The following is a 12000-nucleotide window of genomic DNA, read 5'->3' as shown; positions in this document are numbered from 1 at the left end:
CCGAGCACGGCACCGAAGGCGCCTGCGGACGGGCACCCCACGAGACCGTCACGGACAAACCCACCACGGCCGGACCCGACGCAGTCAGCACCCTTCGCCCCTGTGCCACCACAAGGTGCGGCGCGTCGTGACCGGGTGGTCAGAACGGCGGGTTGTAGCAGGCCACGAACTCGACGCTGCCGTCGGAGGGGTCGCGCCAGTAGTCCGGCCAGAGCATCGCCGCGCGGGTGTCCGGCCCGTAGACGCCGTCCGCGCTGACGCCGAGGCGGTTGGCCTGGAGCCAGCGGACGGCTGACACCGTGCCGTCGCCGTAGACGCCGTCCGCTCCCCCGCTGGAGCGGATGCGGGAGGCGGCCGGTGTGCTGCTGTAGCAGCGCAGGATGGCCTGCTGAAGGGCCGTCACCGCGTTGGCGCTGCCCGTCTGCCACTGCATGTAGCAGCTCAGGCCGTTGCCGGTGCGGGCGGGCACCCGGTAGTAGTTGTTGACGGCCAGGCCGTCGGTGCGCTTGACGGTCGTGTTGCAGGGGCCGTAGGCGGCGTGGGCCGGTGTGGTCATCACCGGGCTGGCCGTCAGGCCGGTGGCGAAGAGGAGTGCCGCGGCTCCCAGCATGGCGAACCGGGCGCGGTGTGTCGTCCGTACTCCTTGCACTGTGCAACCCTTCTGGTCGGTGACGTCGTCTCAGCGACTGGTTCAGCCATGGACCTTAAGATCGCCGCGGTCGACGAACTGTGTCGTTCGTGCAGGGAGCTTTGTCAGTCGTGCACGGGCCGGTGCCGCCTGCGTACCCGTGCGGGCGGGCCGTGCTGCGAGACGTACGTGTCGGAGGGGCGGGCGGATGAGAGTACGGGCCGGGCTGATGCCGGGGCGCCGCAGCGGGCGGGGGGCGGCGCGGTGAGCCCTGTGCTGGACACGGCCTTCGTGTCGCCCGGGGACCGGGAGGAAGTGGTCCGCAACGCGGTGTGGGAGTCCGTGGTGGCGGTCGACATCGACCACGGGCCGCCGGCCGAGGAGATGTCCGTGCGCATCGGGCTGGGCGCCGTCGGGCCGATGCGGATCTGTTCGGCGCGGGCGACCGCCGTCACCATCCACCGCACGGCCCCCCTCGCCCGCAGGGACGACGAGGAACCGGCCGTCTTCCTCGGACTTCAAGTCTCGGGAAGCAGTCTGGTGGCGCAGCGGGGCCGTGAATGCGTGCTGCGGGCGGGCGAGTTCGCCGTCTACGAGTCGATCGCCCCGTACACGCTGCTCTTCGACGAGGGGGTCGACCACCACTTCCTGCGCTTCCCTCGCTCGACGCTCGCGCTTCCCGACCGGTTGCTGCGGGACACCGGCGCGCTCGCCCTCGGGCCGGGCAACCCCGTCGCACGGATCGCCTTCGACTACTTCTCCCGGCTGGCGACCGACGACACCCTGCACCGGGGCGCACACGCCGAGGCCGTCGTGACGCCGAGCGTCGAACTCCTGCGTGCCGTCCTCACCTCCCAACAGGGAGCGGCGGACCTGGCCAGGGGGCCCATGGAGGCGACGCTGGGTCTGCGGATCACCCGGTACATCCGTCAGCACCTGGCGGACCGCGATCTGTCGGCCGCACGGATCGCCGCCGCGCACGGCATCTCGGTACGGCACCTGTACGCCGTGCTCGCCCGCTCAGGCATCAGCCTCGGCGACCACGTCCGCGCCCAGCGCCTCGCCGAGTGCCGGCGTGAACTCGCCGGGCCACACGGCGGAGCGCAGACCATTGCCGCGATCGGCCGGCGGTGGGGATTCGTGGACGCGGCCCACTTCAGCAAGGTGTTCAAGCGGGCCTACGGGCTGACGCCCCGGGACTGGCGCGGCCTGCACCATCCGCGTTGAACACCACACCCGGGCGGTTGTGTGCCCGAGAAGAGCACGGGCACGGTCGGCGCGATCAGGTGCAGGACCGCACGCGGGCCGCACAGTGGCAGCGGCGGTGGCGCGCGGGGGGCGGCAGGCACGGGTGGGGGCTCCGTAGCGGGTCGAGAACAGGCGCCCTGGGGGCAATTGGTGCACTCATCACCCTCGCAGCGGAAGTGACGGAGAATGACGGAAAACCGACATGGCAGGTACATGACGTATCAGACTTCCTCGGCGTACCATCGCATGAGCCTGGAGGGGTGGTCGACGGCGCGTCCGGCCCCACCGGACAGCTCAGCCGCTCCTTCGTACACCCGGCCCCGCCGGGGCCGGACTCCCCACGGAACAGGAGCAGCAATGCCCCTCGCCACATGGATCAAGGCAGGCACGTCCGCGACGGCACTCGTCCTCGCCATGGCGGGCAGCGCGTCCGCCACCCCCGCCGTCGAACAGACCGACACCCAGGCGGCGGTGGTGACCCTCCGCTACGACGACAGCCGTGCCCCTGGCTGGGAAGCCGCCATCGCGGCCGGGGTCGCCTCGTGGAACGCCGGCGTCACCAACGTGAAGCTGGTGGAAGCAGCACCTGGCGGTGCCGCCGAGATCGTGATCGTCGCGACGTCGGGCTGGCCCCAGGCCACCCTCGGCCCCGTCCGCCCCGGCCGCCAGGTCCGCGTCGAACTCGGCAGCCAGGCCGTGAACCAGGGTTACAACAAGACCCGGATCGCCGCCCACGAACTGGGGCACAGCCTCGGTCTGCCGGACACCAAGCCCGGCCCCTGCTCGCAGCTGATGTCCGGCTCCAGCGCCGGGACCGCCTGCACCAGCGCCGCCCCCAACGCCACCGAACGGTCCCGCGTCCAGTCCAACTACGCCAACGCCTTCACCGCCTCCGACATCACCGGCGTCACCGGCGTCACCCACAGCAGGACCCTGGTCGACGCGCCCTGATCCAACGAGCTCAGGCGCCGGCGTTTGCCTGATCTGGTGCTCCCCCAGTCGGGTGCGACGTGGCGCCGCCGTCACGCACGGCCGCCGATGTCCGCCACGCCACGTCATGGTGAGGGACCGCAGCACACAAAGACGTCCGAAGAGACAGATCTCGTCGTTCCGGGCAGGGTAAGCACAATGGAGGACAGTTGATGCCGTCGGCTCTCGCGCCCGCCTGTGCGGGCAGCTTCTCGCAGGCCGGGGAGCCGTGCGAGCGCCGGCAGCGTGACACGGAGATCTGATGGCGAACCGCGTGTACACCATCGGGCATTCGACCCGTACCTTCGACGAGGTCCTGTCGATGCTGCAGAAACACGAGATCACCGACCTGGTGGACGTCCGTTCCTTTCCCGCATCGCGCACAAACCCGCAGTGGAACCAGGACGCGGTCGTCGACGCGCTCCCCTCGGCCATCCGATACCGGTGGATCCGGGAACTGGGCGGCAGGCGGTACACCCCCAAGGGCGTCGAGAGCGTCAACACGGCCTGGCGGGTGAAGGCTTTCCGCGACTATGCCGATCACATGATGAGCAGCGAGTTCTCGCAGGGGCTGGGCGAGCTGCTCGGCCTCGCCGCGCACGGGCGGCCGGTGATCATGTGCAGTGAGGCGGTGCCGTGGCGCTGCCACCGCAGACTGATCACGGACGCACTGATCGTCGCCGGTACGGATGTCGTGCACATCATGTCCGCCACAGCGACGAAACCGGCGTCCTTGAACGAGAACGCAGTCGTCCGCAACGGTCGCATCACCTACCCTGCCGCCTGAGGTGCGAGGGATGTGTACGGATGTCGCCGCAGGGGTCACGCGAGGCAGGGGCGTCCCTCCCCTCAAGAAGCGTCGCTTCCTCGCGGCGGCATCGCGGATCGGGGCGCGTGGTCCACGCCGACAGTACGCCCGCGACGTGCCGCCAGGTTTGGAGGGGGATTCGCTTGGGGTCAGGAGTTGGCGGCCTTGAACAGGCCGAACAGGCGTGCCGGGTCCAGCTCGTTGTCGCCGCGCATGGCCTCGATGACATCGCGAAGCCGCTGCGGTGAGGGGCTCGCGCCGAGGAAGTCGCGGGTGGCCGGTGGGCCCCACTGGGCAGCCCGCTGGTCGACATGGGGGCCCAGCCGGGCTCGACGTCGCAGGAGAACAGGTCGCCGTCGGCGAAGTGCTCCAGCATGAAGTGGTCGGGGTCGCGCCAGTAGTCGAAGAGCCGGCTGGCCTGGATGTGCCGGCCGATGCCCCAACTGCGCTTGTATCCGCGCTCCTTGAGGTACTCGCCGCCGGCGGCGATGGAGTCCAGGTCGGTGACCTGGCGGAGTGGACATAGCCCGTGCCGGGCCCCAGGTGCATCGCGAGGGTGTGGTGGTCGGCCGGCACGCTGCCCAGGTCGCAGCGGATGAATGCCATGGTCGGACCGCGGCCGCGCTGCCCGTCCAGGAACAGGAAGTCGGACACGGTCATGCCGAGGGTGTCCAGGTACCAGTCCGGGGCGCGCCCGAACACGCGGGTCTCCAGGACCAGATGGCCCAGGCGCTGGATGCGGGACGGATCGCGCGGCGGCCCCCGACGTGCTGCAGCCCCTCGCCGTGCCCGTGCCGCACGCCGGACCGGGCGAGGTACGCCTACGGGTGCACGCCGCTGCGGTCAGCCCGACCGACATCCTGCTGAGGGCGGGTCTCCTCCGGCATTCCGGCATGCAGCTGCCTTACTGTCCCGGGCAGGACGCCGCCGGAGTGGTCGACGAGGTCGGACCTGGCGTGGCGGGACTGGCCCCAGGCGATCGCGTGATGGCGATGGTCATGCCGACCAGCGCCGCTGGCGGCGCCTACCGTGAGCACATCGTCCTCCCCGCCGTCCGGGTCGCCCACTCACCGTCCGGCACCAGCCACGAAGAGGCCGCCGCCCTGCCGATGAACGGACTCACCGCCCGTCTCGGCCTCGACCTCATGGACCTCGCCGCCGGCCAACTCCTCGCCGTCACCGGCGCTGCCGGCGCGGTGGGCGGCTACCTGGTCGAGCTGGCGAAGGCCGACGGCCTCCGCGTCGTCGCCGACGCCGCCCCCGCCGACGAGGAACTCGTCCGCCGGCTCGGCGCCGACCACGTCGTCCCCCGCGGCGACGGCTTCGCGGAGGCCGTCCGCCGGATCGCGCCCGCCGGGGCCGGCGGCGTCGCCGACGCGGCGGTCCTGGGTACCGGCGCACTCGGCGCCGTACGGGACGGCGGGCAGGTGGCCGCCTTCCGAGGCACCGAGGTCTACGGTGCCCTGCAGCGCGGACTGGTCGCCCATGCGGTCTACGTACCCGACTACGTCGGCGACCGCGCCGAACTGGACGACTTGCGGCAGCTGGCCGAGCGGGGCGAACTCTCACTCCGGGTGGCCCGGATCCTGCCGGCAGCCGAGGCGGCGCACGCGCATTGCCTGATGGAGCCGGTAGGCCTACGCGGCCGGGTGGTGCTCACGTTCTGAGCGGCCGGTCGACCGGTGCGCCGCCCGTTTACCCCACCCGGTGCGCCGACGGGGCGGCAGTCCCCGTCGGACAGACTGCACGGGCTAGTCTTCCGAGGGAACGCGCCCGGTGAATTCGCAGGCGAACCACGCGGCTTTCCAGGACTGTTCAGAGTGCCACTGAAGTGGTGCGTGGGCCGTGACTGCGCTCCCCCGGACGTCGTGTCGCCCGATCACCCACCAGGGGCCTCGCTCGGTGCGACTCGCGAGCCCGGACCTCACTCTGAACAGCGCGTCCTCGATGACCAGGCAGTCTCCCGGACTGGCGCCGAGCTGCAGCTGCTCCCAGCTGGGGGACAGGAGAGGGCTTGCCCTCCTCGACCGCGGCCGCGCCCACGAGCACGCCCGGCAGCCGCAAACCCGTTCGTTGGAAACGGCCACGCACCCGGTGCTCGAAGTTCGAGGTCACCAGCACCCAGGACTTCAGGGGCAGGCCGTGCAACAGCCCCGACGCGCCGTCGAACGCCGCGTAAACGCCGAAGCGGACGTCTTCGTCTTCCAGCGCATGCAGTGCGGCCAGACACTCGCGCGGATCGTTGGTCCGCAGCGACCTGGGCTAACGTCTCCATCGGCCGCCAGCCCGAACTTCATACGGCCCTGCCGCCCGGATTCACCGGTCACGCGTCGACCATGCCAGGCAGGGGCAGGCCATTGCGGGACAGCTCTCAGCTGGGGTCGGCTGGATACGGCCCTGTCATTGACCTGGCGATCGGACATCGGATGCCCCTCCTGACCTCGTCGCCTACACGTATTCCTGTACGCGGCGGCCCAGTTGCTGTCCCTGACGGGACTGGGCCTTGAGGGATTCGGCGAGCGTTGTGAAGGACACGCCAAGAAGGACCAGGTCCTTGAGCAGAAACTGTCCGGGCTGCGCCGACAGCACGGGGACGCCGTTGGCGAACAGGGCGACGACTCCTGGAGTGGTGAAGAGGAAGCTGATGGTTCCGAGGAAGAGCACGATCGCCAAGAAGCTGCCCAGGGAGGCGAGGCGTGGCCAGAGTGGGTGAACGGCGAGGAGGACGGCCGCCACGATTTCCATGGTTCCCAGGGCGGCCGCGAGTGCATCGAAGCTGAGGAAGTTGTACATCCAGCTCATCAACGGGCTGTCCTGGATGAGCACGCGACTTTCCATCTTCACGAACTTGCCTGTGCCGATCCAGGCGAGCACGACGACCAGACCATAGCGACTGACTGTTTTGCCCACGCGCGAGAGGGCGTCGGCGCTGCGGTCAAGGTGCTCGTCGATCATGGAGATACCTGTCTGTGTGTGTGGGGGGCTGGCTGGCCGTCTGCCGTGCCGTTCGGCCGCAGAGGCAAACGGTGCTGGCCAGTGCGGTGGTTGCCGCAAGGAGGGCAGGCCGGCCGGAGTTGCCGTTCAGCGGACGTCGCGTGCGATGACGAGGTCGGCTAGCTCTTCGAGGTTGCCGGCGACGATGTCGGGCCTGGGGCCGATGGGGCTGAGGACTGCGCCGGGTCGTTGCAGGAACGCCGCCTTGCAGCCGGCCTGCAGGGCTCCCGTCACGTCCCAGGAGTGGGCGGCGATCAGGCGTACGTCGCCGGGATGGACGTTGAATGCGGTGGCGACAGCGAGGTAGGGCTCGGGCGCGGGCTTGAGTCGGCGGAGGGCATCGGCCGACATCACACGGTGGAAGACGTGCCGGATTCCGGCGTTGCGTAGTTGCTCTTCCGCCACATCCTGGACGGAGTTCGTCAGGGCCACCATGTGCAGGGGGGTGGCTGCCAGCCGTGCAAGGGCTGCGGGCACCTCGGGGTGGGGCGGCAGTGAGTTCATGAGGGCATCGGTCGCGTCGACCTGCTCACGGTTCAGCGACGATCCTTCACGTTGGGCGATCATGTGCAGGGCGGCGCGCTGGGCTGCGGTGAAGTCGACGTAGGAGCCGGTGATGCCTCCGATGAAGGACAGCTGCAGCATCTGGCTGAACCATTGCGCTCTCGATGCCGCGCTGCCGAAAAGTTCCTCGAACGGCCGGTCCAGCGCCGTCAGATCCAGCAGCGTCTCGTTGACGTCGAACGCCAATACCCGGGTCACAGGAGGCAATCCGTTTCTCGACCGTTGCGTCGGTCGGTGCGCAGGGCCACATCGCAGCCGGGCACCACGTACCGCGGCAGAACACGATGACAGCGAGGCCGGCCTGCGCACGTGTGCCGCAGGGTGGAGGGGTCGCCGTGGGCCTCGTGCAATGAGGCGTCCAGGAGGGCAGCACCTGCGCAGCGGCGCCAGCCGGCACTCCGGCGGCGTCCGGTGTCACCTGTTCGGCATGAAAGGCCTCCAAAGCATCGGTGGGCGCCTGTGTGGTCATGGCCCGTGTGAGGGCACTGTCCTTCGGCTGTAGGGCTGGTCATGTCCGTCCTTGCGGCGAGGAAGCGGTGCGATGGCCTGGGACCAGTCTTTTAGATCGACGACTCTAATCCTGCGGCGACAACGATTAGAATGTCAACTCTAAAAATGGAGGCCGGACCTGTTAACCTGGGCGGATGAGCAGCAGCACGAAGACGCGGCGATTGACGGCGAAGGGGCGTGCGACGCGCGACCGCATCGTGGCCGCAGCCGCAGCTGTCATGTACGAACAGGGTGTGGCAGGCACCAGCACGGAGGACATCCTGACGGCCGCCCAGGTGACCAGCCCTTCGCAGCTGTACCACTACTTCGCCGACAAGAAGTCCCTGGTCCAAGCCGTCATCGAGTACCAGACCGAGCACGTCCTCGGGTTCCAGCGCCCCTTGCTGCAGCGCTTGGACAGCTTCGAGGCGCTCGAGGCGTGGCGCGATGCCATCGTCCAGGCACAGCATGCGCGCAGGTGCAAGGGCGGCTGCCCCATCGGATCCTTGGCCGCCGAACTGTCAGATGCGGATCCGCAGGCCCGCACGAGGCTCGCGGCCGGCTACGCCCAGTGGGAGGGCGCCATCCGCGACGGGCTGGTGTCCATGCAGGAGCGGGGCGAACTGGATGAGGAGGCCGATGCCGACGACCTCTCCCTGGCCCTGCTCACCGCGTTGCAGGGCGGTCTTCTCATGACCCAGACGCGGCGCGACACCGTCGCCCTTGAAGCCGTCCTGAACGCGATGATCGACCGTATCCGCTGCCACGCCCCGACGTGATTCACCTCGAACAGCCAGTCGCGCTTGACCACCCGGTGTGGCAACCGCCTCACTCGGAGGCGGCCTTCGGCTGAACAAGTGCTCCGGCCAGGGGAGACACACGTTCAGCACGAAGGCCGTGAGGGTGATCTGCTGCAGCACGCCGCCCGGGGACAGCCGGGCGCAACCCCCGCCGGAACTCCGCGGCGCCGCCCTGTGGTCGGGTCTCAGCCGGGGTCGGAGACGTCCCAGATCTCGCCAGAGGCGTCGCCGGCGAGTCGGGCGACCAGAGACCGCGCCGATTCCTCTGGGGTGATCAGCCGGCCCTGGCGGTGGTTGCGCACGAAGCGCTCATGGGTGTTCTCGTCGACCCGGCCCGCGCCGGTGTCGCGGATCAGGGCCTGCATGGCGGTGTCGACCACACCGGGCCGGTACACGTTGGCGGTGACTCCCGTACCGGAGAGTTCCGCGGCGAGGTTGAGGGTGTGCGCTTCGAGGGCGGCCTTCGTGGCGACGTAGGCGTTGCCGCCGATCATCGAGGCGGGACGGGCGACGACGCCGCTCGAGACGTTCACCACGCGTCCCCATCCGGCCTGGGTCATCGCCGGCAGGAGCGCGAAGGCCAGGGCGGCGGGCGTGGTCACGTTGAGCCGGAATGACGCGGCCCAGGCGTCGGGATTGATGTCCGTGCCACGGCCGAGGGGTTCGACCGTGGCGGCGTTGTTGACAAGGACGTCCACGCGGCCGAACACGGCCGTCGTCCGCTCCGTCACGACGGCGACGGCCGCCGGGGCGGCCAGGTCGGCACGCACCGCGAGGGCCTTCGCGCCGCGTTCCTCCACCATGCGGACGGTCTCGGCGAGTTGCTCCTCACTGCGGGCCGTCAGGGCGAGGCTCGCACCCTCGTCGGCCAAGGCCAGGGCCATGGCCCGCCCGATTCCCCGGCCGGCGCCCGTCACCAGGGCCGTCTTGCCGTGCAGGGACACGATGTCGCTCCGATCGTTGCAGGGGTCGTCAGGCATGGAGTGGTGGGTGTGGGTGCGTGACTCAGACCAGGTGTTCCTTCACAGCGGCCAGGACCTGCGCGGGCTCGGTGCGCATGGTGTAGTTCGGGTGGACATCGATCCAGCGCAGCACGCCCGCCGGGTCCACGAGGGCCACGGTCGGCATGACGATGTCGGCGGTGCTGTCGGCGTTCACCTCGGTGAGGTCCAGGCCGCCCGCCTGCTGCACGCGGCGGACCGCCTCCCCGGGCCGGGTGACGATGCCGAGCGCGCTGCCGATCCGGTTGCCGGGGTCGGACAGAACGGCATAGGTCAGCTGGTTGGTCTCCGTCACGGTGAGCGATCCGTCCGGCTTCTGCGGGCTGACGGCGATCAGCGCGACGCCCCGCGCCTCCAGTTCGGCGGACAGCTCCCGCTGGTAGGTACGCAGGGCGACGTTGCAGTACGGGCACCACGCGCCCCGGTAGAACACGATGACCGCGGGCCGGCCGGCGAGGGTCCGCATGAGCGTCGTGGCGTCGCCGTAGGCGTCCAGCAGTTCCGCGTCGGGCAGGAGGGTGCCCGCTTCCGCGACACCGGACGGCACACCGGCGGCGCCCAGTCCTGCCTGTTCGGACCGGAACTCCTCCAGCACCTCTGCGGGCGCCTGCGCCGCCATGGCCTCGTTGAGCTGGGCGACTTGGTCCGCGATGGGGGTGGTGGTCATGGAGCTCCTTCCGGAGGGAGGCACGCGGGTACACCGGCCCGCACACCTCATTAGAGTGATCCCTCTAATCCTGGACCGTGAAAATTAGAGTGTCAACTCTAGAAATGGTCTGCGGAGGCAGCCGGCGCAGCCAACGCCTCGCAGCTCTACCGTCACTTCGGCGACAAGAAGACGCTGGTCCGGGCGGTCGTCCGGCACCGGACTGAGCATGTACCGGCCTTTCAGCGGCCGTTGCCGAGCCAGATGGACAGCTTCGAGGCATTGGAGGCATGGCGGGACGCCGTCGTCCGCGCCCAGCACGCCCGCGACTGCGAGGGCGGCTGCCCAGCGGGGGGCTCACTGGCGTCGGAACTGGCCGATCTGGACCCCGGGCGCGCACTCGGCTCGAACTCGTGGAGGGCTACGGGCAACGGCAGGACGCGATCCGCGACGGCCACGCCGCGATGCGAGAGCGGGGCGAACCGGGGGCCGGACACCGACCCTGAACACCTGGCACTCGCCCCGCTCCCCGCGCTCCAGGGCGGCCTGGTGATGACCCAGACCGGGCGTGACGCGCTGGCGCTGGAGACTGTCTTGGGACGCGATGATCAACCGCATCCGCTGCTGCGCAACCCCTGACCCGCGGGTCTGTGCCCACCCACGCCGTGCCCGGGTCAGGCGCCGCCACTCGCGAGGCGGAGCGTCGGGACCGGCCCGGAAGCCTGCCCCCCCCATGCCCCTCGCCCCGCCGATCGGGCCGAGATCGCCTCACCCCTCGGTTCGCCCCTGCACCAGGCGGGTCAGGCGGTGGTTCGTCTCCGTGACCGCGTCGGTCAGGTCGCGGTAGGGCTCGTCCCACGGGTCCTTCAGGCCGAAGCCCCGATGCGGATTCTCCAGCCAGCTGCACCAATGCCAGCCCAGGCACCAGGGCCGCTCCGTGAACGCCTCGGCCGAAGCCACGTATCCCGCCGCACGCTCACGCTGGTCACGGGCGGAACCGGTGCGCCACGGATTCATCACCGTAGGGCACCAGTTGCCCGTGTCGGCGATCAACACCGGCCGTGACGTCCGCTCGTGCCACCGGCCGATCAGCGCGAGAGACTCCTCCAGGGCGCGCGGTTCCGGGCCGGGAAACGTCTGCACGGACAGGACGTCGACGTACTGGGCCATCGCGTCGAGCACGGCGTCGGGCACTCCCGTGCGCGTACCGTACCGGTCGCCCAGGATCAGGTGGTGCGGGTCGTGGCGGCGGATGGCCTCGGTGGCGACTCCGTAATAGGCCTCGGCGATCCGCGGCAGGTCGGTCTCCGGGTAGCCGGCGCCTGTCGGGTGGCGGTACCAGGAGGGGACGTCGACGAGGAAGTACCCGAGCAGCAGCGGGTCGTCCGGCCGGCACAGGGTGCGCGCCAGGTGGTCACACCACTGCGCGAAGGCGGGGGCGCGCGGGTCCCGGTAGGCGGGGGTTCCGTTCCAGTGCTCGATCTCCGCAACGCGCAGCGACAGCGTGTACGGGACGCCGGCGGCAGCCAGGTCGTCGGGCGGGAGTCCGTCGGAGTGGCCCAGGTCGACGACGCCGCCATCGAGGGCCAGGCCGGTGCCGCTGACGTACTCGGAGGTCCAGCCGAGCGTGTTGAAGCCCCAGGCCGTCATGTCGTGGACGAGTCCCTCTCGCAGCCAGCGGCGGCGGGAGCCTCCGTAGCGGGAGCGGAAGAGGTCGATGTTGTGCGGGTAGCGCAAGTTGGTGTCGTCGGCGTGCACCACGCCCACGGAGAGGAAGGGTGTGCCGTCGGGCGTGCGCAGCCGCCAGCGGCCGTCGTTGCTCACGGCGAAGGCGGGGCGGGGGCCTGTCATCG

General features: G+C 70.2%; 12 protein-coding genes and 2 pseudogenes. 6 read left to right on the top strand and 8 right to left on the bottom strand.

All coding sequences use genetic code 11. The annotated features are described in order from the left end of the window. Nucleotides 1-139: 139 nt before the first annotated feature. A complete protein-coding gene (locus MTR79_RS15810) occupies nucleotides 140-649 on the bottom strand; it encodes a peptidoglycan-binding domain-containing protein (protein ID WP_086699751.1) in 510 nt (169 codons plus the stop codon). A 243-nt stretch (nucleotides 650-892) separates the two neighbouring features. On the opposite strand from MTR79_RS15810, the gene MTR79_RS15805 reads away from it, so the two are divergent. The 3 genes from MTR79_RS15805 to MTR79_RS15795 all read left to right on the top strand — a co-directional run bounded on the left by MTR79_RS15805 (nucleotide 893) and on the right by MTR79_RS15795 (nucleotide 3632). Beyond that, entirely contained in the window at nucleotides 893-1855 is a 963-nt protein-coding gene (locus tag MTR79_RS15805; protein WP_086699750.1) for a helix-turn-helix domain-containing protein, read from the top strand. A gap of 378 nt (nucleotides 1856-2233) precedes the next feature. Continuing rightward, nucleotides 2234-2827 (top strand): snapalysin family zinc-dependent metalloprotease, encoded by a 594-nt coding sequence (locus MTR79_RS15800; RefSeq protein WP_244790780.1) that lies wholly within the window; start codon nucleotides 2234-2236, stop codon nucleotides 2825-2827. Nucleotides 2828-3107: 280 nt separating this feature from the next. Further along, nucleotides 3108-3632 carry a DUF488 domain-containing protein gene (locus tag MTR79_RS15795; protein WP_244790778.1) on the top strand — a complete coding sequence of 175 codons (525 nt, stop codon included), beginning with the start codon at nucleotides 3108-3110 and terminating at the stop codon, nucleotides 3630-3632. 170 nt (nucleotides 3633-3802) lie between these two features. Here MTR79_RS15795 and MTR79_RS15790 read toward each other — a convergent pair. After that, nucleotides 3803-4421: pseudogene (locus tag MTR79_RS15790) on the bottom strand (VOC family protein); the annotation flags it as partial. Between MTR79_RS15790 and MTR79_RS15785 the strand changes: the two are divergent. After that, the gene (locus MTR79_RS15785) at nucleotides 4421-5320 is read left to right on the top strand and encodes an NADP-dependent oxidoreductase (protein ID WP_244790776.1); all 900 of its coding nucleotides are present in this window, start codon (nucleotides 4421-4423) and stop codon (nucleotides 5318-5320) included. The pseudogene MTR79_RS15790 and the gene MTR79_RS15785 sit on opposite strands and share 1 nt — an antisense overlap. A 246-nt stretch (nucleotides 5321-5566) precedes the next feature. Here the strand turns inward: MTR79_RS15785 and MTR79_RS15780 are convergent. The 3 genes and pseudogenes from MTR79_RS15780 to MTR79_RS15770 form a co-directional block, all read right to left on the bottom strand. Next, nucleotides 5567-5934 (bottom strand): annotated as a pseudogene (locus MTR79_RS15780) (phosphatase); the annotation flags it as partial. Between the two features lie 167 nt (nucleotides 5935-6101). After that, nucleotides 6102-6608, bottom strand: a complete 507-nt coding sequence (locus MTR79_RS15775) for a DUF417 family protein (protein WP_244790774.1) — start codon at nucleotides 6606-6608, stop codon at nucleotides 6102-6104. Nucleotides 6609-6734: 126 nt separating this feature from the next. Beyond that, complete coding sequence (locus tag MTR79_RS15770) at nucleotides 6735-7409, bottom strand: haloacid dehalogenase type II (protein WP_244790772.1); 675 nt, start codon at nucleotides 7407-7409, stop codon at nucleotides 6735-6737. 446 nt (nucleotides 7410-7855) lie between these two features. Here MTR79_RS15770 and MTR79_RS15765 point away from each other — a divergent pair, with 446 nt between their 5' ends. Further along, on the top strand, nucleotides 7856-8479 hold the full coding sequence (locus tag MTR79_RS15765; RefSeq protein WP_244790770.1) for a TetR/AcrR family transcriptional regulator: 624 nt from the start codon (nucleotides 7856-7858) through the stop codon (nucleotides 8477-8479). 206 nt (nucleotides 8480-8685) lie between these two features. Here MTR79_RS15765 and MTR79_RS15760 read toward each other — a convergent pair whose 3' ends face one another. Further along, a complete protein-coding gene (locus MTR79_RS15760; protein ID WP_244790768.1) occupies nucleotides 8686-9480 on the bottom strand; it encodes an SDR family oxidoreductase in 795 nt (264 codons plus the stop codon). Nucleotides 9481-9505: 25 nt separating this feature from the next. Next, nucleotides 9506-10168 (bottom strand): peroxiredoxin-like family protein, encoded by a 663-nt coding sequence (locus MTR79_RS15755; protein WP_244790766.1) that lies wholly within the window; start codon nucleotides 10166-10168, stop codon nucleotides 9506-9508. Nucleotides 10169-10399: 231 nt separating this feature from the next. Here MTR79_RS15755 and MTR79_RS15750 point away from each other — a divergent pair, with 231 nt between their 5' ends. Then, on the top strand, nucleotides 10400-10786 hold the full coding sequence (locus MTR79_RS15750) for a hypothetical protein (RefSeq protein WP_244790764.1): 387 nt from the start codon (nucleotides 10400-10402) through the stop codon (nucleotides 10784-10786). Between the two features lie 129 nt (nucleotides 10787-10915). On the opposite strand, the gene MTR79_RS15745 is transcribed toward MTR79_RS15750, so the two are convergent. Beyond that, complete coding sequence (locus tag MTR79_RS15745; RefSeq protein WP_244790762.1) at nucleotides 10916-11998, bottom strand: hypothetical protein; 1083 nt, start codon at nucleotides 11996-11998, stop codon at nucleotides 10916-10918. Nucleotides 11999-12000: the final 2 nt, after the last annotated feature.

It is taken from the genome of Streptomyces sp. BJ20 (assembly GCF_022869105.1).
GTDB classification, from domain to species: domain Bacteria; phylum Actinomycetota; class Actinomycetes; order Streptomycetales; family Streptomycetaceae; genus Streptomyces; species Streptomyces griseoincarnatus.
Note: the sequence above shows the minus strand (reverse complement) of the source record. Positions and strands in the feature narration are given on the sequence as shown.